This window comes from Bacillus sp. LQ16, from assembly GCF_057784645.1.
In genome coordinates this window covers 3,705,557-3,728,012 of sequence record NZ_CM173491.1, presented here as the reverse complement: position 1 = coordinate 3,728,012, position 22,456 = coordinate 3,705,557, and the positions used below count along the sequence as shown (strand labels likewise).

Sequence of the window (22,456 nt, the reverse complement as noted above, 5' to 3'; positions counted from 1 at the left end):
AATTGAATACTTTAAATTGAGAGGGGTACTTAAATGAGTCAAGAAAAGCAAGTCTTCTCGATAGATTTAGCTGGTCGCCAGCTAACAGTTGAAACTGGTCAGCTTGCCAAACAAGCGAACGGAGCAGTATTAGTAAGATATGGCGATACAGCGGTTCTATCTACAGCAACTGCATCAAAAGAAGCTAAAAATGTAGATTTTTTCCCACTTACAGTAAACTATGAAGAGCGTTTATATGCAGTCGGAAAAATTCCTGGCGGTTTTATTAAGCGTGAAGGTCGTCCAAGTGAAAAAGCAATTTTGGCAAGTCGTTTAATCGACCGTCCAATTCGTCCGCTATTCGCAGATGGTTTCCGTAACGAAGTACAAGTTGTCAGCATTGTAATGAGTGTTGATCAGGATTGTTCTTCTGAAATGGCAGCTATGCTTGGTTCTTCATTAGCGTTATCGATTTCAGATATTCCATTTGAAGGTCCAATCGCTGGTGCGACAGTTGGTCGTATTAATGGCGAATTCGTTATTAATCCAACAGTAGAACAGCAAGAACAAAGTGATATCCACTTAGTTGTAGCTGGTACGAAAGATGCGATTAACATGGTTGAAGCAGGAGCAGATCAAGTGCCTGAAGAAACAATGTTAGAAGCAATTATGTTTGGTCATGACGAAATTAAACGTTTAATTGCATTCCAAGAAGAGATTGTACAAGCTGTAGGTAAAGAGAAATCAGAAGTGAAACTTTATGAAGTTGACGCTGATCTTAATCAAGCTGTACGTGAAATGGCTGAGAAGGATATGCATTCTGCAATTCAAGTACATGAGAAACATGCACGTGAAGATGCAATTAACGAAGTGAAAAAGCGTGTAATTGAGCATTACGAAGCTGAGGAAGCTGACGCTGATACATTAGGACAAGTAAATGAGATTTTATATAAAATTGTAAAAGAAGAAGTACGTCGTCTTATTACAGTTGAAAAAATTCGCCCAGATGGCCGTAAAGGTGACGAAATCCGTCCTTTAGCATCAGAGGTTGGTATTTTATCTCGTACACACGGTTCTGGTTTATTCACACGTGGACAAACACAAGCATTAAGTATTTGTACATTAGGTGCATTAGGCGATGTGCAAATTTTAGATGGTCTTGGTGTAGAAGAATCAAAACGCTTTATGCACCATTACAATTTCCCATCATTTAGTGTTGGTGAAACAAGACCGATGCGTGGACCAGGTCGTCGTGAAATTGGTCACGGTGCACTAGGAGAGCGCGCACTTGAGCCTGTAATTCCATCTGAAAAAGATTTCCCATACACAGTACGCCTTGTATCTGAAGTATTAGAATCAAATGGTTCTACTTCACAAGCAAGTATTTGTGGTAGTACTTTAGCAATGATGGATGCGGGTGTTCCACTTAAAGCTCCAGTTGCAGGTATTGCAATGGGCCTGGTTAAATCTGGTGAGCATTACACAATTTTATCTGATATTCAAGGTATGGAAGATCATTTAGGTGATATGGACTTTAAAGTAGCAGGTACAGCACAAGGTGTAACTGCGCTGCAAATGGACATTAAAATCGATGGTTTATCACGTGAGATTTTAGAAGAGGCATTACAACAAGCGAAAATTGGTCGTGTGCACATTCTAAATCATATGTTATCTGTTATTGCAGAGCCACGTACTGAATTATCAGCTTACGCTCCAAAGATTATTACAATGACAATTAACCCAGATAAAATCCGTGACGTTATTGGACCAAGCGGTAAACAAATCAATAAAATTATTGAAGAAACTGGCGTTAAAATTGACATCGAGCAAGATGGTACAGTATTCATTTCATCAATAAATCAAGAAATGAACGACAAAGCTAAGAAGATTATCGAAGATATCGTTCGCGAAGTACAAGTAGGTGAGATCTACGAAGGAAAAGTGAAACGTGTTGAGAAATTTGGTGCTTTCGTTGAATTATTCAGCGGTAAAGATGGATTAGTTCATATTTCTGAACTTGCACTTGAGCGTGTAGGTAAAGTAGAAGACGTTGTGAAAATCGGTGATGTAATTACAGTTAAAGTTATCGAGATTGACAAGCAAGGTCGCGTAAATCTATCTAGAAAAGTATTGCTAAAAGAAGAGCAAGAAAAAGAAGCTGCTAAAGAAGAAAACAAACAAGAGCAGCAATAAGTAAAAGCCAGTTAAACTGGCTTTTTTTGTTATGTAAAAAACATGATGTTCATATATTTTTATGTCGGTATAGGTATAGTTTTCATTATAACGCTCAAATTAACAAAGATAAGAAGAAAATGTTTTTATATAGTTAATTTGGGAGGGTTTATATGAAAGTTCGTATATTGGCATACATATGTATATTTTCTTTATATGTCAGTTTAGGCTCTTATTCTGTTTTTGCACAAGATAACTTGCATGAAGAAATTCAAAAGCATGCAAAACAGTATGAGATTGCACCTCAAAATGCGATGATTGATAAAATATGGAAGGCAACACCTGGATATAATGGAAGACAAGTGGATATTGAAGCATCGTATAATAATATGAAGAAGCTAAAGGAATTTGATCAAAAATATCTTGAATTCAAAGAAGTCTCACCGAGTGTTCATTTGGAAGATTTATCACCAGCTCCAATTTATAGAGGGCATCCAAATAAAAAGATGGTAGGATTAACAATAAATGTGGCATGGGGAAATGAGTATTTGCCTCGCATATTAGAAGTCTTGAAAAAGCATGATGTGAAGGCCACTTTCTTTTTAGAAGGACGTTGGGTGAAAGAAAATTTGCGGTTTGCAAAAATGATTGTCGATGCAAAACAAGAAGTTGGAAATCACTCATACACACACCCTAATATGAAAACGTTATCGTCAGATGAAATACGAGATCAGTTACAAAAAACAAATCGAATGATAGAAGTAGCAACGAATCAAAAAGTAAGATGGTTTGCCCCGCCGAGTGGAAGCTTTCGAGATGAAGTCGTAAAGATTGCAGATGATTTTCAAATGGGAACGATTATGTGGACTGTAGATACAATTGATTGGAAGCGACCTGAGCCGGATGTACTATTGCAGAGAGTAATGAGAAAAATACATCCAGGTGCTATCATATTAATGCATCCTACTTCGTCTACAGCAGAGGCTTTAGAAACAATGATTATAAAATTGAAGGAACAAGGATATAAAGTGGGGAATATAACTGAATTACTGGATGAAAAACGTGTGGATTAAATACATTTGCATGACATTCATCCTTAAACTTGTTATCATTAAATAATAGCGTTTTATTTAGAGAAACTGGCAGTAGGAGGAAAGTTTTTGATTAAAAAATATACTTGTAAAAATGGTGTAAGAATAGTTATGGAGAATATACCAACTGTAAGATCGGTTGCAATTGGTATTTGGATCCATGCGGGATCAAGAAATGAAAATGAAAAAAATAATGGGATTTCTCACTTTTTAGAGCATATGTTCTTTAAAGGGACAGAAACACGTAGTGCACGAGAGATTGCAGAATCATTTGATAGCATTGGTGGTCAAGTGAATGCATTTACTTCAAAAGAATATACTTGTTACTATGCAAAAGTATTAGATGAGCATGCTAAATATGCTCTAGATGTTTTAGCAGATATGTTCTTTAATTCAACATTTGATGAGGAAGAACTGAAAAAAGAGAAGAATGTCGTATGTGAAGAAATTAAAATGTACGAAGATGCGCCAGATGATATTGTGCATGATATGTTAACGAAAGCAACATATGAAACGCATCCACTTGGATATCCTATTTTAGGAACAGAAGAAACGCTTAATACGTTTACAGGTGATACGTTACGTCAATATATAAAAGATCATTACACACCTGAAAATGTAGTTGTATCAGTTGCAGGAAATATTGATGAAGCATTTTTACAAACAGTGGAGCAATATTTCGGTAGTTATGAAGGAACAACAAACCGTGAACAAGTACATAGCCCAATTTTCCATTTCAATAAGGTAGCCCGTAAAAAGGAAACGGAACAAGCTCATTTATGTCTAGGATATAAAGGCTTACAAATGGGACACGAAGATATTTATAACTTAATTGTATTAAATAATGTTTTAGGCGGTAGCATGAGTAGCCGTTTATTCCAAGAAGTACGTGAGCAACGTGGATTAGCTTACTCGGTATTTTCTTACCACTCTTCTTATGAAGATACAGGTATGTTAACACTTTACGGTGGAACAGGTAGCCAACAATTAGATACACTGTATGAAACAATGCAAGAAACATTAGAGACATTGAAAAATACAGGTATTACAGAAAAAGAGCTTATGAATAGTAAAGAGCAATTAAAAGGAAACTTAATGTTAAGTTTAGAAAGTACAAATAGCCGTATGAGTCGTAACGGTAAAAATGAATTGCTTCTTCGTAAACATCGTTCACTTGATGAGATTATTGAAAGTGTAAACACTGTAACAAAAGAAAATGTGGACGGATTAATTCGCAACATGTTTACTGATGAATTCTCTGCGGCACTTATTAGTCCAGACGGAAAACTTCCAAAAGGAATAAAACTATAATCGATTTTTATGATGTATCTGATAATAACCTTCTCTCTTTTTAAATGAGAGAAGGTTATTTTTTTTATACATATAGAATAGGTACTAATTATAGACAATGCAAATGAAAAATTCAGTAGGGGAGTGGAGTATGTATGCGATTAAGTGAATTAAGTGGTAAAGAGGTTGTAGATATAGAAAAAGCGGAAAAAATGGGAGTCTTAGGTTATATGGATTTAGAGATTAATGAGAAAGACGGACAAATACAAACACTTATAATACCTGTAGGGAAGTGGGGAGGTTTTAAAAAGGAACCACAAGAAGTAAGGGTGGCATGGAATCAAATAAAGAAAGTCGGACATGATATGCTTCTTTGTGATAGTATAGATCGTTCAAATTCGGAGTGAAGGATGGCCATTTTGGTCATCTTTTTTTGTATCTACATAGAAACCTGATAAATCATATGTGCATTTGGATTTTCAATCACCATAAACTCGTACATTACATATGATGTGGAGGAAAAAGAAAAAGTAGGCACTTTTCTTATAAATGACAGAAAAAGAAGGTGAATTAGGGAATGTTGACTGAGATGCATATTGCTGTCATAGGAGGAGATGCAAGGCAGCTAGAAGTAATTCGTAAGCTAGTTGAATTGGATGCGAAACTTTCTTTGATAGGGTTTGATCAGTTAGATCATGGTTTCACAGGGGCAGCAAAAGAAAGTATACAAAATTTAGATTTCACTTCTGTAGACGCAATCATTTTGCCGGTTGCAGGTACAAATGCTAAAGGAGAAGTAGATACTATTTTTTCAAATGAAAAAGTTTCAATAACGAAAGAACAAATTGAAAATACACCAGAACACTTTACTATATATTCGGGTATTGGTACACCTTACTTGGAAAATCTCGTATCTACTACGAACCGAAAACTTGTTAAATTATTTGATCGTGATGATGTGGCAATATACAATTCTATTCCAACTGTAGAAGGTACATTAATGATGGTAATTCAACATACCGACTATACAATTCATGGGTCCAATGTAATGGTTCTAGGATTTGGTAGAACAGGAATGAGTGTTGCGAGAGCATTTCAATCATTAGGAGCCCATGTCAAAGTTGGAGCAAGACGATCTGAACATATTGCACGTATTACAGAAATGATGTTTTCTCCTTTTCATATGCAAGACATAGAGAAAGAAGTAGGGAATATCGATATTGTAATCAATACAATTCCGCACCTCGTTGTAACAGCGAATGTTATTGCAAAAATGCCAGCTCATACGTTAGTAATTGATTTAGCTTCTAAACCAGGTGGTACTGACTTTAGATATGCGGAAAAAAGAGGAGTCAAAGCGTTGCTAGCACCTGGATTACCAGGTATTGTTGCTCCCAAAACGGCTGGGCAAATTTTAGCAAATGTTCTTTCTCAGTTATTAGCAGCAGATGCAATTGCAAAGGAGGAAAAGAAATGAGTTTGAAGGGGAAACGAATTGGTTTCGGATTTACGGGTTCACATTGTACGTATGAGGAAGTTATGCCGCACTTAGAAAAATTAATTGCTGAAGGGGCAGAAGTACGTCCCGTTGTTTCATACACTGTTCAATCAACAAATACTAGATTTGGAGAAGGAGCAGAGTGGATTAAGAAGATTGAAGAAATAACAGGTTTTAAAGCAATTAATTCAATTGTTGGAGCAGAGCCACTTGGACCTAAAATTCCATTAGACTGCATGGTAATCGCTCCTTTAACAGGAAATTCTATGAGTAAATTTGCAAATGCAATGACAGATTCTCCAGTACTAATGGCAGCAAAAGCGACGCTAAGAAATGGCAAGCCTGTCGTATTGGCAGTTTCGACGAATGATGCTTTAGGATTAAATGGGGTAAATCTCATGCGCCTAATGGCCACAAAAAATATCTATTTCGTCCCATTCGGTCAAGATGCGCCAGAGAAAAAACCGAACTCAATGGTAGCTCGTATGGAGTTACTGGAAGATACAGTATTAGAAGCGCTGCAAGGAAAGCAATTGCAACCGGTGGTCGTAGAAAAATTCAGATATATGAATTAAAAAACGAAAAAAAACGGACAATTTTTGATGAAACCATCATTCTTACTGTAGAATATGATAAAATTAACGTTATTAAGATTAGAAGGGGTATTGTATACTCCTTCTGATTCTAAGTTATAGAAGGATTGGTATCTAGAAAGGGGCATAGTGATGGAAAAGCAAAAAACTTTTCATGTCGCTGTAGTTGGAGCAACCGGCGCAGTTGGTGAACAAATGTTAAATACTTTAGAGAAACGAGAATTTCCAATCGGGAAATTAACGTTACTTTCATCTAAACGATCTGCAGGTAAGAAACTTGTATTTAAAGGCGAAGAATTTACAGTTCAAGAGGCAACTCCTGAAAGCTTTGAAGGAGTAGATATCGCACTATTTAGTGCTGGTGGATCTGTATCGAAACAATTAGCGCCAGAAGCAGCAAAACGCGGTGCGATTGTTGTTGATAATACAAGTGCATTCCGTATGACAGAAAACGTGCCACTTGTTGTACCTGAAGTAAATGAAAACGACTTAAAAGAACATAATGGTATTATTGCAAATCCAAACTGTTCTACAATTCAAATGGTAGTAGCTCTTGAGCCAGTTCGTCAGCAATATGGTTTAAAACGAGTAATCGTTTCCACATATCAAGCTGTATCAGGTGCTGGTGCGGCAGCTATTGAAGAACTTCATGAACAATCACAAGCAATCTTAAATGGCGAAGAAGTTAAGGCAAATGTTCTTCCTGTATCAGGTGATAAGAAGCATTTCCCAATTGCTTTTAATGCGATTCCACAGATTGATAAGTTCCAAGATAATGGATTTACATTTGAAGAAATGAAAATGATTAACGAAACAAAAAAAATTATGCATATGCCTGAATTAGAAGTAGCGGCAACATGTGTACGTTTACCAGTTGTATCAGGACACTCTGAGTCTGTTTATATCGAAGTAGAAAAAGAAGGCGTAACAGTAGCAGAATTAAAGAGCTTACTTGCAAATGCGGAAGGTATTGTTCTGCAAGATAATCCAGAAGAGCAGTTATATCCAATGCCAGCTACTGCAGTAGGTAAAAACGAAGTATTCGTTGGAAGAATCCGTAAAGATTTAAATAACGATAAAGGATTCCATCTTTGGGTCGTATCTGATAACTTATTAAAAGGCGCTGCATGGAATTCTGTTCAAATTGCAGAGCGCTTAGTAAAATTACAATTAGTGTAAACGGCTAAGAGAAGGTGCAAAATATGAAAATAATTGTTCAAAAATTTGGTGGCACATCAGTACGTGATGACAATGGACGTAAGCATGCGCTTCATCATATAAAGAAATCATTAGCTGCTGGTTATAAAGTAGTTACTGTCGTATCTGCTATGGGTCGTAAAGGTGAACCATATGCAACGGATACGTTATTAAGTCTTGTAAATCAAGAGGAATCTACTATTTCTAAACGTGAGCAAGATTTATTATTATCGTGCGGAGAGTTAATCTCTGCAATTGTTTTCTCTAATATGTTGAATGAGAACGGTGTAAAAGCAGCAGCATTAAATGGTGCACAAGCTGGTTTTGTAACGAATGATGACTTTACGAATGCAAAGATTATTGAAATGAATTGCGATCGTATACATGAAGAGTTAGAAAATATAGATGTAATCGTCGTTACAGGATTCCAAGGGCAAACGAAAAAAGGTGATACGACAACACTTGGACGCGGAGGTAGTGATACTTCAGCTTCAGCATTAGGTGTTGCACTTCATGCTGAATACATCGATATATTCACTGATGTAGAAGGTGTTATGACTGCGGATCCTCGTATTGTAAAAGATGCACGTCATCTTCAAACTGTAACGTATAACGAAATTTGTAACATGGCTTATCAAGGTGCGAAAGTCGTTCATCCACGTGCAGTTGAAATTGCGATGCATGCAAAAGTGCCACTTCGTGTACGTTCTACGTATTCTGATAGTGAAGGTACGCTTATTTCAGCATATGACGGTGCTACAAGAGGTCGTGATGTAGAAGAACGTCCTGTTACAGGTATCGCCCACGTATCAAACGTAACGCAAATTAAAGTGCTTGCAAAAGAAACGGCATATGATTTGCAACAACATGTGTTTAAAGAGATGGCGAACGAAGGAATAAGTGTCGATTTAATTAATATTTCACCTACTGGTGTAGCATATACGGTGAGTGATAATGTATCAAGTCATGCAGTTAAATTATTAAAGAACCTTGGATATGAGCCAATTGTGACAGAGCATTGTGCGAAAGTATCTATCGTTGGAGCTGGAATGGCAGGATACCCAGGGGTTACTGCGAAAATCGTTACAGCTTTAGCGGAAAAAGGTATTCAAATCCTGCAATCGGCAGATAGTCATACAACAATTTGGGTTCTTGTAAAAGAAACTGATTTAGTGGAGGCTGTAAATGCATTACATAGTGCGTTTGAGCTTTCAAAAGAAAAGCAACTGGAACAATAAGGAGTGAGACCATGATAGATTTTGGGACAATTGCAACCGCGATGGTAACACCGTTTGATATAAACGGGAATATCGATTTTGCAAAGACAACGAAATTGGTAAATTATTTAATTGATAACGGTACAACAGCAATCGTGGTAGGAGGAACGACAGGAGAATCTCCTACATTAACTTCAGAAGAGAAGGTAGCGTTATATCGCCATGTCGTATCTGTTGTCGATAAAAGAGTGCCCGTAATCGCTGGAACAGGTAGCAATAATACGCATGCTTCTATTGACTTAACTAAAAAGGCAACAGAAGTTGGTGTGGATGCAGTAATGCTAGTAGCACCGTATTATAATAAGCCGAGTCAAGAAGGAATGTATCAGCATTTTAAAGCAATTGCTGAAAGCACGCCGCTTCCGGTTATGCTATATAACGTTCCAGGACGATCTATTGTACAAATCTCCGTTGATACAGTTGTTCGTTTATCAGAAATAGAAAACATTGTTGCTATTAAAGATGCCGGCGGCGATGTGTTGACAATGACAGAAATCATTGAAAAAACAGCGGACGACTTTGCGGTATACAGCGGTGATGACGGTTTAACGTTACCGGCTATGGCAGTTGGGGCTAAAGGTATCGTTTCGGTAGCATCTCATGTTATCGGAAATGAAATGCAAGAAATGATTACAGCATTTCAAGCAGGAGAGTTTAAAAAGGCACAAAAATTACATCAATTACTTGTAAGAGTAACTGATTCGTTATTTATGGCGCCAAGTCCAACTCCAGTAAAAACAGCGTTACAAATGGTTGGATTAGATGTAGGTTCTGTACGTTTACCACTTCTTCCATTAACAGAAGAAGAAAGAGTAACGTTACAATCTGTAATGCAATCTATTCCTCGTTAATAAAAATGACCTAGTGTGAAACTAGGTCATTTTTTTATTGATATGAAAATGTTTGAATCTGTTTTAAAGTGAATATTTTGTAAAATGATTTTAGGATCGCCTTTCTCGTCTGTATATGACCCTATAATATAGAAAACATTTTATGTTGAAAACGAGTATATTACGCTACGCGTTCTCTACTTGTTAAAGTATGATATTGTTCTTTCATTAATTTGGTTCCAACATCTTGTTCTCGATAATGGCTGTCAAATCCTGCTAAAAATTTAACCTTATTAAATTTCTATTAGATTTTGTAATTCATAGCCTTTTGTCATGTAATGCAATGTTTATAAGAAAAGGATCTTACATCTTTAATTTTGTTGAAAAGTAGTTGCTAGTACAGAAAATACTTTCGATTATGTTTTTATAGGAATTGCCTCAAATATGACGTAATCTATAAAAAAGCTTCATTTTATAAGTGTTTTTGTGCAATTCAAGAAAAAAATCTAGGAAATCCATCAAATGAAAGTAATTTACAGTGTTTAAGGTTTTTTTTCAAATAACATGGAGTATAAAAGCAGCGGAAATAAGCCATATACTTTTAGTGCTGTTCCTTTCTTTTACTTTTTCTTTCGCACGATTTAACTTGTGTTCTATTTCTTGTATCAGGTATAATATGGCTAAGTAGCTTAGTACGGGTATGCTTAGCAAAATTGGGAAAAATTATAATTTAATTAAATTTTCATATCATATCGAATAAGATATTTGATTTATATAATGAAAGAGAGGTGAAACCTGGTTTAAAAAATAAACAAGGACATGATATCGCATAACGGTAAGGACATTCGTCTTGGACGGTGAAAATATGGTGGTTGTAGAGTTTCCCCTGGTGTCTCTGCAATTTTAGTGAAATCAGTGTTTGCAAGATTTTTAAACCAGGCAACAACATGAAGAGAAAAGAGAATGAGTCTGTTAAAGTATTTGCTCTTGGTGGAGTAGGTGAAATCGGGAAAAACATGTACTGTGTTGAAATTGATTCTGAAATCTTTATCGTAGATGCGGGGTTAATGTTCCCGGGAGATGAAATGTTTGGAATTGATATCGTTATTCCTGATATTACATATTTAGTGGAAAATCAAGAGCGAGTAAAAGGTTTATTTATTACTCACGGTCATGAAGATCATATTGGTGGAATTGTGTATGTGCTTCGTAAATTATCTATTCCAGTCTATGCAACGAAATTAACAGTAGGACTTATACAAGAAAAACTTGGTGAAGCGGGCATGTTAGGCCGTGTAGACCTAAAAACAATCGATTCAAATTCAACAGTAGAGTTTAACACTACAACAGTGTCATTCTTCGGAACGACACATAGTATTCCGGATTCTGTTGGCGTTTGTTTCCATACATCAAAAGGTGCAATCGTATATACGGGAGACTTTAAATTCGATCAAACTCCAATTGGAAATAGTGGAGCAGATCTTGGGAAAATGGCGCAAATCGGAAATGAAGGTGTACTTTGCCTATTATCTGATAGTACAAATGCAGAGCGTCCAGGGTATACAGGTTCAGAAAAAGAAGTTGGTGTAGAAATTTCTAAAGTGTTCTACGGCGCAGAAGGTCGTATTATCGTTGCTTCATTTGCATCGAATGTACATCGTATTCAACAAGTATTTGATGCAGCTGCCGAAACAGGGCGAAAAGTAGCGGTAGTAGGACGTAGTATGGTGAAAGTAGTAGACATTGCAAGACGTCTTGGTTATTTAGATGTTCCAGAAGGTATGGTTATTTCATTACAAGAAGTAGACAACTTCCCAGAGAAAAAGGTAGCTATTTTAACGACAGGTAGTCAAGGTGAACCGATGGCTGCTCTATCTAGAATGGCAAAACAAGCACATAAACAAATTTCAATTCGTAAAGGTGATACTGTTATCATTGCTGCTTCGCCAATTCCGGGTAATGAAATATCTGTATCAAAAATTATTGATTTGTTATTTAGAGCTGGAGCTGAAGTTGTTTATTACGGCGAAAGAAAAGTTCACGTTTCAGGTCACGGTAGCCAAGAAGAATTAAAATTAATGTTAAATTTAATGAAACCGAAGTACTTTGTACCCGTACATGGTGAGTTTCGTATGCAAAAAGCACATGCGTATTTAGCTGAAGATGTAGGTATTACAAGAGAAAATATCTTTATCGTAGAAAAAGGCGATGTAATTGCTTTTGGTGACGATGAAGCGAACTTAGTCGGTAAAGTACAAGCTGGTAATGTTTTAATTGATGGATTAGGTGTAGGTGACGTTGGTAATATCGTTCTTCGAGATAGAAAGATGTTATCTCAAGATGGAATATTAGTAGTTGTTGTAACACTTGGTAAAGATGAAAAGAAAATTATCTCTGGTCCAGAAATCATTTCACGTGGTTTCGTATATGTTCGTGAATCAGAAGCGTTAATTGAACGATCTACAGAGATTGTACGTATGATTGTTGAGCAGTCAATTAAAGAATATTCGATTGAATGGTCAATGTTAAAACAAAATATTCGTGAATTATTAGGACAGTTCTTGTACGAAGAGACAAAGAGAAAACCTATGATTTTACCGATTATTATGGAAGTATAAAAAAGATCACCCTTATGGGTGATCTTTTTTTCTTTTTAACCCTATCGAATGAAATTTATAACTTAAGAAATAATAGTTATATACGAGTGAAAGGGGATGCGAAATGACAGAACGTGATCGATATACAAATGAAGAAAAAGAAGCTGAGCCAAAAGAAGCTGGAAAAGAGGCTTCAATAGTAGAAAAAATTCAACAGCTTGGACAGACAAATGTACCACAGATGAATGAATCACGTATTCATTGTTTAACGATTATCGGACAAGTGGAAGGTCATGTTCAATTACCGCCGCAAAATAAAACAACAAAATACGAGCATATCATTCCGCAAATTGTTGCGATTGAACAAAATCCAAAAATTGAAGGTTTGCTGTTAATATTAAATACGGTTGGAGGTGACGTTGAAGCTGGACTAGCAATTTCTGAAATGGTAGCTTCACTTTCAAAGCCAACAGTATCTTTAGTTTTAGGTGGGGGACATTCCATTGGTGTACCGATTGCTGTTTCTACTGACTATTCGTTTATTGCGGAAACTGCGACGATGACAATTCATCCAATTCGTTTAACAGGTCTTGTCATAGGTGTGCCACAAACATTTGAGTATTTGGATAAGATGCAAGAAAGAGTCATTCGTTTTGTGACGAAGCACTCGAAAGTAACAGAAGATCGTTTTAAAGAGCTTATGTTTGCGAAAGGAAATTTAACGCGAGATATTGGGACGAATGTAATTGGTGGGGATGCAGTAAAGTACGGTCTTATAGATGATGTTGGTGGTATTGGAAATGCAATTCGAAAATTAAACGAATTAATCGATGTTCGCGCGGAAGGTAGTGCAGAAGGGACAATGTTACAATGATTTTATATACAATTATGCCAGAGCAACTTGTGTATCCGGCCGATTATTCACAATGTGAAAGTCAAAAAGTTGTAAATATAAATGGTGTGGAATTAATGGTTTCTGAAGAGGAACATGGGTGTTATTCTATTGTACGTGTGCTAAGTACGGACCCACTTCACTATTTAGAGTTTGAGCCAGGTCAGAAAATAACCTTTTAGCAAAAAGAAGGATTTTGTTTAGAAGCTATGGTATAATATAAAAAACAAGACGGTTGAGCAGCCATGAGTAGGCTGCTTTCTTCTGTTTATTTAGCATTTTACAAGAAGTGTAAAAATAGAAGATATAAAGACCTGAAAAATAGAGAAAACAGACATATAAATAGAGTGTTTTTAGGAGAGCTTTACTTATATGTAGAACACGAGGTGAAGAAATGGCAAAACAAAAGCAAAGAGGGACGAAGGCAAAGGCAAGACGTACGATAAAGCCAACTTTGTATTATGAAATCGTCGGTTTAACTCTTTTTGCACTTTCAATCATTACGATTTTACAGCTAGGCGTTGTAGGGAAATCGTTTGTGTTATTTTTTCGCTTCTTCTTTGGTGAGTGGTACATAATTGGTGTGTTAGGTGTAATAGCTTTATCGGTTTCCTTTGTTATAAAACGCGGATGGCCGAACCTTTTAAATAAACGGTTAATTGGATTTTATTTAATTGTATTGGCAATATTAATGTTTAGTCATATTACATTATTTAACCTTCTTACAAAAGATGGAGCAGTGCAAAATACTTCTGTTATTGTGAGTACGAAAGATAACTTCTTTCTTGAAATGAAAAAAGGGCCAGATAGCGTTCATTTAGGTGGTGGTATGTTTGGTGCGCTTATGTTCGCGACATGTTACTTCCTATTCGACGAAGTAGGAGCCTATATCATTGGAATTATTTTAGTTATTCTCGGGGTACTCTGTATAACAAATAAACATATTGGAGAAGTGTTAGCTCCAGTTGGTAGAATTCTTAGAAGTCAATTTCAAGTGATACAAGGGGATTATAAAGATTGGAGATCCAAAAGAACGGCTGAACAAACAGAAAAGAAAAAAACAACAAGAAGTACAAGAAGCAAACGTGCTGCAGAACAAGAAGAAGTTATTGAGCCGATGGAAGAAATCCAAATTGATCCGCCAATTATTTCAAATTTCACTGAGAATTATCCTGTAAATGAAGAAGAGGATAAACGAATTGAAGTAGAGCAAGAAGATTTGATCACTTCACCGTTTATTGAAGAGACTCCACCAATTGAAGAATCAAAGAAAAAGCGTGGAGAAAAAATTGTTGAATCGTTAGAGAGTGAAGCGCAAGCACCTCCTATGCAATTTTCAAATGTAGAAAATAAAGATTACAAGCTTCCTTCACTTGATATATTAAAATTTCCAAAGAATAAGCAAGTTACAAATGAAAACGCGGAAATTTATGAGAATGCTCGTAAATTAGAACGTACATTCCAAAGTTTCGGAGTGAAAGCGAAAGTAACCAAAGTGCATAGAGGTCCTGCAGTTACAAAATATGAAGTGTATCCTGATATGGGGGTAAAGGTAAGCAAAATTGTCAGTTTAAGTGATGATTTAGCCCTTGCTTTAGCTGCAAAGGACATTCGTATTGAGGCGCCAATTCCCGGGAAATCAGCTGTAGGGATCGAAGTTCCGAACTCAGAAGTTTCGATGGTAACGCTGAGGGAAGTTCTTGATTCTAAGGCTAATAATCATCCGGAAGAGAAGTTGTTAATTGGTCTTGGCCGAGATATTACAGGTGAAGCTGTATTAGCCCGTTTAAATAAAATGCCCCATTTACTCGTAGCTGGTGCGACAGGTAGCGGGAAAAGTGTATGTATTAATGGTATTATTGTTAGTATTTTAATGCGTGCAAAACCGCATGAAGTAAAATTAATGATGATTGACCCGAAAATGGTAGAGTTAAATGTATATAACGGTGTGCCTCATTTGTTAACGCCAGTTGTAACTGATCCGAAAAAAGCATCGCAAGCATTGAAAAAAGTTGTGAGTGAGATGGAACGTCGTTATGAATTATTTGCTCATAGTGGTACACGTAACATTGAAGGATACAATGATTATATAAAAGAACATAATAGTCAATCAGAAGCGAAACAACCCGAATTACCGTATATTGTAGTAATTGTGGACGAGTTAGCAGATTTAATGATGGTTGCTTCGTCTGATGTAGAGGATGCGATTATGCGTCTAGCGCAAATGGCTCGTGCTGCTGGTATTCATTTAATTATTGCAACGCAACGTCCGTCAGTTGACGTTATTACGGGTGTTATTAAAGCAAATATTCCATCACGTATTGCATTCGCTGTATCTTCTCAAACAGATTCTCGTACAATTCTTGACGGTGGTGGTGCAGAGAAGCTATTAGGTCGTGGCGACATGCTGTTTATACCAATTGGTGCATCGAAACCTGTACGTGTACAAGGCGCATTTTTATCAGATGATGAAGTTGAGAGAGTTGTAGAATATGTTATTGGACAGCAAAAAGCACAATATCAAGAAGATATGATTCCGCAAGATGTTCCTGATACGAAGCAGGAAGTAGAAGATGAATTATATGATGAAGCGGTTCAACTTGTAGTGGAAATGCAAACAGCATCTGTTTCTATGCTACAACGTAGGTTTAGAGTAGGTTATACGCGAGCTGCTCGTCTAATTGATGCAATGGAAATGAATGGTGTAGTAGGTCCATATGAAGGTAGTAAACCGAGAGAAGTACTCATTAATGATGTACAAGAAAAAAGTTCTTAAAAAAAGCCTAATTGTTTTTACAATTAGGCTTTTTTATATAGTGTTTTTGTTATATACTATACTCAGCAATAAAGAAAGGGCTTACATTTATAGGGTCCCTATAGAATACGAATACTTTGAGTATGTTTTATGTAAATGTTCGATATTTAATGCAGAAAAATGTTGGATTTTGTTGACACGTATGAGAGCAAGTGGTAAGATTACTTCGAAAAGAATCACTGCCTCATATAATCTTGGAGATAAGGTCCATAAGTTTCTACCTGGCAACCATGAATTGCTAGACTATGAGGGGAAAAGTGTGTAACAAAGGATGTAAAGGATCTTTGTGCCGAACTTTTTCTCGAAATGAGGAATGTTTATGGTGCAAAGTTTTTTTTATACAGTAAAGAGTGAAAATTTCATTTTAAAAAATTATTATTATTTATTCGACAATTGTGCTTATTTTTAGTGGTTAGTCATTTGTACTATGTTGTAAGTTGAAAAAAGAGAAAAGAAGTCTTACATCAGAGGTCGAATAATTGAAATGCGGGGGAGTCTTATGTCAGTAAAATCCGATAGTCGTCACCTATATTTACGGGTGATTGATCACATCAAAGAAAAAATTAAAGATGGGGCTTATAAAGAACGACAAAAGTTACCATCGGAGTTTGATTTAGCGAAAGAACTTGGCGTAAGTAGAGCGACTTTAAGGGAAGCATTACGTATTTTAGAAGAAGAAAATGTTGTCATTCGTAGACATGGTGTAGGGACATTTGTAAATGCAAAGCCATTATTTTCTTCTGGAATAGAACAACTTTCTAGTATTACAGATATGATTTCTAGTGTGGGGAAAACACCAGGAACGATCTTTTTATCATCATCTACTACAACTTTAACAGAAGAGGAAAAAGAGAAATTTAATAGTGAAGATGGTTTTAATGCAGTGATGATTGAACGCGTGCGTACAGCAGATGGGGAACCTGTTGTATATTGTATCGATAAACTTGCAAAAGAAATATTGCCAGATTTATCGGGTTACAATGAGGAATCATTATTAACGGTGATACATAATAACACGCATAAGCGCATAACATATGCGGTTGCTCACATTGAGCCAATTGGCTATCACCCTAAAATCTCACCAATTTTAGAATGTGAGCCTGAAACAGCACTGCTTGTATTAAAACAAATGCACTATGATCAAAATGATGAGCCAATCTTATATTCTATCAATTACTTTAGAGCTGATAAGTTTAGCTTCCACGTATTAAGAAAGCGTATGTAGGTAAGTTCCTTTTTAGGGAGGTGACAGCAAGAAGTAAGGGACAGCAGCGAAAGAATAAATAAATATATATCATTTTTGGAGGGGTTTCTAGTATGAAGAAAAAAGCAGGTCTTTTATTATCATTAACATTAGTAGCAAGTACAGTTTTAGGTGCATGTGGTAACTCGGATAAGGCAAGCAGTGACAAGAAAGACACGAAAGACTTCAAGGTTGGTATGGTAACGGATGTTGGGGGCGTTGATGACAAATCGTTCAACCAATCTTCTTGGGAAGGACTAAAAAAGTTTGGTAAAGATAATGGATTAAAGGAAAAGACAAATTATCGTTACCTACAGTCTGAAAAAGAAGCGGATTATATTCCAAACTTAAAGAAATTTTCAAAAGATAAGTATGATTTATCTTTCGGAATTGGTTATAAATTAGAAGGTGCAATTAAAGAAGTAGCAAAAGAATCTCCAAAACAACAATTTGCAATCGTTGATACTGTAGTAGATGCGCCAAACGTAACGAGCATTACATTTAAAGATCATGAAGGATCATTCCTTGTAGGTGCGGTAGCAGCTATGTCAACAAAATCAAATAAAGTAGGATTTGTTGGTGGGATGAAGAGTGATTTAATTAGTAAATTCGAAAATGGATTTAAAGCGGGTGCAAAAGCAGTAAATCCAAACATTGAAATCGTATCTGAATATGCAGAAGCATTTGATAAACCTGAAAAAGGTACAGTTCTTGCATCAGCAATGTACGGTCAAGGCGTAGACGTAATTTACCATGCTGCTGGTGGTACAGGTAACGGTGTATTCACTGAAGCGAAAAACCGTAAGAAAAAAGGTGAAAATGTTTGGGTAATCGGTGTTGACCGTGACCAAAACCAAGAAGGTATGCCTGAAAACGTAACATTAACTTCAATGGTAAAACGTGTAGATATCGCTGTTGAAAAAGTAGCACAAGAAGCGAAAGACGGTAAGTTAAAAGGCGGTAAAGTAGAAGCGTTTGGTTTAAAAGATGACGGTGTTGGTATTGCAAAAACAACTGACAACGTGAAAAAAGTTAACCCTGAAATTTTAACAAAAGTAGAAGAGCTTGAAAAGAAAATTACAGACGGTGAAATTAAAGTACCAGCTACAGATAAAGAGTATAAAGAATATGAAGCTTCTCTAAAAAAATAAATAGAGAAATAGCAAAGGTTAGTTCATAGAACTAACCTTTGTATGTATAAAACTTCCGAATTGCTTAATAAGTTAATAGTGTAATAGGGAATGTTCCCTGTTAAAAGGAGGAACACAATGGAATACGTAATTGAGATGAATAACATTACGAAAGTATTCCCAGGCATTGTAGCGAATGATGATATTACGCTGCAAGTAAAGCAGGGTGAGATACATGCTTTACTTGGAGAAAATGGTGCAGGGAAATCCACATTGATGAATGTACTATTTGGTTTGTACCAACCAGAACAAGGTGAAATTAAAATTAAAGGAAAGTCTGTAAACATTACCAATCCGAATGTGGCAAATGACCTTGGTATTGGAATGGTTCATCAGCACTTTATGCTTGTTCATAATTTTACAGTTACAGAAAATATTATTCTCGGAAATGAACCGAAGAAAAAAGGGAAAATTGCTGTTGAGGAAGCTGCTAAAGAAATTCAAAAACTGTCTGAACAATACGGTTTAGCTGTAGATCCATATGCGAAAATACAGGATATTTCAGTTGGTATGCAACAGCGTGTTGAGATTTTGAAAACTCTTTACCGCGGTGCAGAAATTTTAATATTTGATGAACCAACAGCTGTGTTAACACCGCAAGAAATTCATGAGCTAATTCAAATTATGAAAAAGCTTGTGCAAGAAGGAAAATCTATTGTTCTTATTACACATAAGTTGAAAGAAATTATGGAAGTTTGCGATCGTTGTACGATTATTCGTAAAGGAAAAGGAATTGGAACGGTTGACGTTGCAAATACGGATGAAAATAAACTTGCAGAATTAATGGTCGGACGTCAAGTGAATTTTAAAACAGAAAAAATAGACGCGAAACCAAAAGAAGAGGTACTTTCAATTGCAAACCTTGTTGTTCACGATGCACGTCAACTACCTGCTGTAAAAGGCCTTGACTTAACTGTTCGTGCGGGGGAAATTGTTGGGATTGCAGGGATTGATGGAAACGGACAAAGTGAATTAATAGAAGCAATTACTGGTTTACGAAAAGTTGAGTCAGGTTCTATTGCAATTAAAGGGAAAGAAATAACAAATTGGCCTGTTAGAAGAATAACAGAAGAAGGAATTGGTCATATTCCAGAAGATCGTCATAAACACGGACTCGTCCTTGATTTTTCTGTTAGAGATAATATAGTTCTGCAAACGTACTATAAGAATCCGTTTTCAAAGAAAGGGATTTTAAATTTCAGCAAAATTACAGAAAAAGCAAAGGCTCTTATTGAACAGTTTGATGTACGTACACCTAGTGAGCAAACGTTAGCACGCGCTCTATCTGGGGGAAATCAACAAAAAGCAATTATTGCACGTGAAGTAGACCGTGATCCAGATTTATTAATCGCAGCACAGCCAACACGTGGTTTAGATGTAGGAGCAATTGAATTTATTCATAAGAGATTAATAGAGCAAAGGGATAAAGGGAAAGGTGTATTACTTTTATCACTAGAGTTAGATGAAATCTTAAATGTTAGCGATCGAATTGCTGTTATTTATGAAGGGAAAATTGTAGCAATAGTTGATGCGAAAGAAACGAATGAACAACAGCTTGGATTGTTAATGGCTGGAGGAACAAAGAAGGAGCAGGTGGGTACAAATGGCTAAAAAACTTTTAACAGAACGAACGATAAATATTTTAGTCCCAGTACTATCCGTTATTTTTGGCTTACTTGTCGGAGCGATTGTAATGCTAGTTAGTGGTTATGATCCAATTGTTGGTTATAGTGCACTTTGGACAGGGATGTTCGGCAGCGCAAGTGCGATTGGTGAAACGCTTCGTACAATGATACCGCTTATTCTTGCTGGTTTGTCAGTGGCGTTTGCATTTCGTACAGGTTTATTTAATATCGGGGTAGAGGGTCAATTGCTAGTTGGTTGGCTTGCAGCGGTTTGGTTCGGTTATGCAGTTTCACTACCAGCTTTCCTTCATATTCCATTATCTATTTTATTCGCAGCATTGGTAGGAGGAATTTGGGGCTTCATTCCTGGATATTTAAAAGGAAAGTTTCAAGTTAATGAGGTTATTGTAACAATTATGATGAACTATATCGCATTATATGTAACATATGACATCATTAAGCGCTTTTTACATGAAGGTAATGATAAAACGTATGACATTAAAGAGAGTGCATCACTATCTTCAGACTGGCTTGCTTCTATTACTGATGGTTCGCGTCTTCACTGGGGAATTATTGTAGCAATATTAATTGCTATTTTAATGTGGTTCTTATTAGATCGAACAACTTTAGGCTACGAATTAAAGTCGGTAGGATTTAATCAGCATGCTTCTCAATATGCAGGTATGAAAGTTTCTCGTAATGTAGTATTCTCCATGACAATTGCTGGTGCATTTGCGGGGATTGGTGGAGCGATGGAAGGATTAGGAACATTCCAGAGTATGACAGCGATGTCTTCGTTTACAGGAGTAGGATTTGATGGGATTGCTGTAGCATTACTTGGAGGGAATAATCCGTTTGGGATAATCCTTTCAGCTTTATTATTTGGTGGTTTGAAAAGTGCTTCCCCTCAAATGAACTTTGAGGCAGATGTACCATCAGAGCTTATTAATGTAATTATTGCATGTATCATCTTCTTTGTTGCATGTAGTTATGTGTTAAGATGGGCGCTTACACGCATGAGCAAGGAGGGGAAATAAATGAGCTTTTTAGATATATTAGCCATTCTTGTGACGGGTACGTTATATACATCGGCACCTATCATTTTCACAGCACTAGGTGGTGTATTTAGTGAACGATCGGGTGTTGTAAATATCGGATTAGAAGGACTAATGCTATTTGGTGCATTTATTGGAGTTGTTACAAACTTATTAATGGGTGATACTTGGGGAACGATGACTCCGTGGATTGCGTTATTATTTGCGGCAATTGGTAGTGGATTATTTGCATTACTTCATGCGGTAGCTTCTATTACATTCCGAGCAGATCAAGTTGTAAGTGGTGTAGCAATTAACTTCTTATCTCTTGGTTTAACGGTATTTGCAATTAAGAAGATTTTTGATAAAGGGCAGACTGACTTTATTCAGTATCGTATTGAAAAGATTGATATTCCAGGCCTTTCGGATATTCCGGTTTTAGGGAAAATATTTTTCTCGAACGTACCAATAACGTCGTATATTGCCATTATTTTAGCATTCGTTGTTTGGTATGTTATTTATAAAACACCGTTCGGTCTTCGTCTACGTGCTGTTGGTGAACACCCAATGGCAGCGGATACGATGGGGATTAACGTATATAAAATGCGCTATATTGGAGTCTGTATTTCAGGAGTGTTTGCTGGAATTGGTGGAGCGATTTTTGCAATGTCAATTTCTAATAACTTCTCAGGGGCAACTATTACAGGACAAGGTTTCTTAGCTTTAGCTGCTATGATTTTTGGAAAGTGGAATCCACTAGGCGCACTAGGTGCAGCTCTATTCTTTGGTTTTGCACAATCTCTTAGTGTAACGGGCGGAACAATTCCTGTATTAGATCAAATTCCAAGTGTTTTATTAACGATATTACCATATGTATTCACAATATTAGCGCTTGTTGGTTTTGTAGGTCGTTCTGAAGCTCCGAAAGCATTAGGAACTCCTTATGAAAAAGGAAAACGATAAGTATTTTATAAGTATAAAAAAGCTCGCACATTAGTGTGGGCTTTTTTACATAGAATATATTTAATACGGAATTTTACTATGTTCCTTACATATTAAAGTTTTTAGAAAGAATCATATGTAAGCATAATAAGGGAGAAAAGTTGATTTTTTATTTCTAAAAACTGTATATT

At 36.3% G+C, this 22,456-nt stretch carries 18 protein-coding genes and 1 riboswitch; all 18 genes read left to right on the top strand.

Going from position 1 to position 22,456, the window contains the following annotated elements; translation table 11 throughout:
• The first annotated feature begins 33 nt into the window (after window positions 1-33).
• The 18 genes from pnp (at window position 34) to AC3EMB_RS18510 (ending at window position 22,286) form a co-directional block, all read left to right on the top strand.
• On the top strand, window positions 34-2,172 hold the full coding sequence (gene pnp / locus AC3EMB_RS18595; protein WP_000076745.1) for a polyribonucleotide nucleotidyltransferase: 2,139 nt from the start codon (window positions 34-36) through the stop codon (window positions 2,170-2,172).
• Window positions 2,173-2,324: 152 nt separating this feature from the next.
• Window positions 2,325-3,224, top strand: a complete 900-nt coding sequence (locus AC3EMB_RS18590; RefSeq protein ID WP_488517218.1) for a polysaccharide deacetylase family protein — start codon at window positions 2,325-2,327, stop codon at window positions 3,222-3,224.
• Between the two features lie 87 nt (window positions 3,225-3,311).
• Window positions 3,312-4,553, top strand: a complete 1,242-nt coding sequence (locus AC3EMB_RS18585) for a M16 family metallopeptidase (RefSeq protein ID WP_000593001.1) — start codon at window positions 3,312-3,314, stop codon at window positions 4,551-4,553.
• A 134-nt stretch (window positions 4,554-4,687) separates the two neighbouring features.
• Complete coding sequence (locus AC3EMB_RS18580; protein WP_001239757.1) at window positions 4,688-4,939, top strand: YlmC/YmxH family sporulation protein; 252 nt, start codon at window positions 4,688-4,690, stop codon at window positions 4,937-4,939.
• A gap of 170 nt (window positions 4,940-5,109) precedes the next feature.
• Window positions 5,110-6,009 (top strand): dipicolinic acid synthetase subunit A, encoded by a 900-nt coding sequence (gene dpaA / locus AC3EMB_RS18575; RefSeq protein ID WP_063548471.1) that lies wholly within the window; start codon window positions 5,110-5,112, stop codon window positions 6,007-6,009.
• Entirely contained in the window at window positions 6,006-6,605 is a 600-nt protein-coding gene (gene dpaB, locus AC3EMB_RS18570; RefSeq protein WP_000053596.1) for a dipicolinate synthase subunit B, read from the top strand. The genes dpaA and dpaB overlap by 4 nt, the downstream gene beginning before the upstream one ends.
• 150 nt (window positions 6,606-6,755) lie before the next feature.
• Window positions 6,756-7,802: an aspartate-semialdehyde dehydrogenase gene (gene asd, locus AC3EMB_RS18565; RefSeq protein ID WP_000414846.1), complete on the top strand. Its 1,047-nt coding sequence runs from the start codon at window positions 6,756-6,758 to the stop codon at window positions 7,800-7,802.
• A gap of 23 nt (window positions 7,803-7,825) precedes the next feature.
• On the top strand, window positions 7,826-9,058 hold the full coding sequence (gene dapG, locus AC3EMB_RS18560; RefSeq protein WP_053563763.1) for an aspartate kinase: 1,233 nt from the start codon (window positions 7,826-7,828) through the stop codon (window positions 9,056-9,058).
• A gap of 11 nt (window positions 9,059-9,069) precedes the next feature.
• The gene (dapA, locus tag AC3EMB_RS18555; protein WP_000564763.1) at window positions 9,070-9,948 is read left to right on the top strand and encodes a 4-hydroxy-tetrahydrodipicolinate synthase; all 879 of its coding nucleotides are present in this window, start codon (window positions 9,070-9,072) and stop codon (window positions 9,946-9,948) included.
• 926 nt (window positions 9,949-10,874) lie between these two features.
• On the top strand, window positions 10,875-12,545 hold the full coding sequence (locus AC3EMB_RS18550; protein WP_000823089.1) for a ribonuclease J: 1,671 nt from the start codon (window positions 10,875-10,877) through the stop codon (window positions 12,543-12,545).
• 103 nt (window positions 12,546-12,648) lie between these two features.
• Window positions 12,649-13,398 (top strand): translocation-enhancing protein TepA, encoded by a 750-nt coding sequence (tepA, locus tag AC3EMB_RS18545; protein ID WP_000139807.1) that lies wholly within the window; start codon window positions 12,649-12,651, stop codon window positions 13,396-13,398.
• Complete coding sequence (locus tag AC3EMB_RS18540; RefSeq protein WP_000605020.1) at window positions 13,395-13,598, top strand: YlzJ-like family protein; 204 nt, start codon at window positions 13,395-13,397, stop codon at window positions 13,596-13,598. The genes tepA and AC3EMB_RS18540 overlap by 4 nt, the downstream gene beginning before the upstream one ends.
• Before the next feature lie 212 nt (window positions 13,599-13,810).
• Window positions 13,811-16,192: a DNA translocase FtsK gene (locus tag AC3EMB_RS18535; RefSeq protein ID WP_001118792.1), complete on the top strand. Its 2,382-nt coding sequence runs from the start codon at window positions 13,811-13,813 to the stop codon at window positions 16,190-16,192.
• 203 nt (window positions 16,193-16,395) lie between these two features.
• Window positions 16,396-16,497, top strand: a riboswitch (purine riboswitch).
• 233 nt (window positions 16,498-16,730) lie between these two features.
• Window positions 16,731-17,456 (top strand): GntR family transcriptional regulator, encoded by a 726-nt coding sequence (locus AC3EMB_RS18530; protein WP_000114182.1) that lies wholly within the window; start codon window positions 16,731-16,733, stop codon window positions 17,454-17,456.
• Between the two features lie 92 nt (window positions 17,457-17,548).
• Window positions 17,549-18,625, top strand: a complete 1,077-nt coding sequence (locus AC3EMB_RS18525) for a BMP family lipoprotein (protein WP_000725773.1) — start codon at window positions 17,549-17,551, stop codon at window positions 18,623-18,625.
• Between the two features lie 117 nt (window positions 18,626-18,742).
• Window positions 18,743-20,275 carry an ABC transporter ATP-binding protein gene (locus tag AC3EMB_RS18520; RefSeq protein ID WP_000456925.1) on the top strand — a complete coding sequence of 511 codons (1,533 nt, stop codon included), beginning with the start codon at window positions 18,743-18,745 and terminating at the stop codon, window positions 20,273-20,275.
• Window positions 20,268-21,326 (top strand): ABC transporter permease, encoded by a 1,059-nt coding sequence (locus AC3EMB_RS18515; RefSeq protein ID WP_001085255.1) that lies wholly within the window; start codon window positions 20,268-20,270, stop codon window positions 21,324-21,326. The genes AC3EMB_RS18520 and AC3EMB_RS18515 overlap by 8 nt, the downstream gene beginning before the upstream one ends.
• Window positions 21,327-22,286: an ABC transporter permease gene (locus tag AC3EMB_RS18510; RefSeq protein WP_000008857.1), complete on the top strand. Its 960-nt coding sequence runs from the start codon at window positions 21,327-21,329 to the stop codon at window positions 22,284-22,286.
• Window positions 22,287-22,456: the final 170 nt, after the last annotated feature.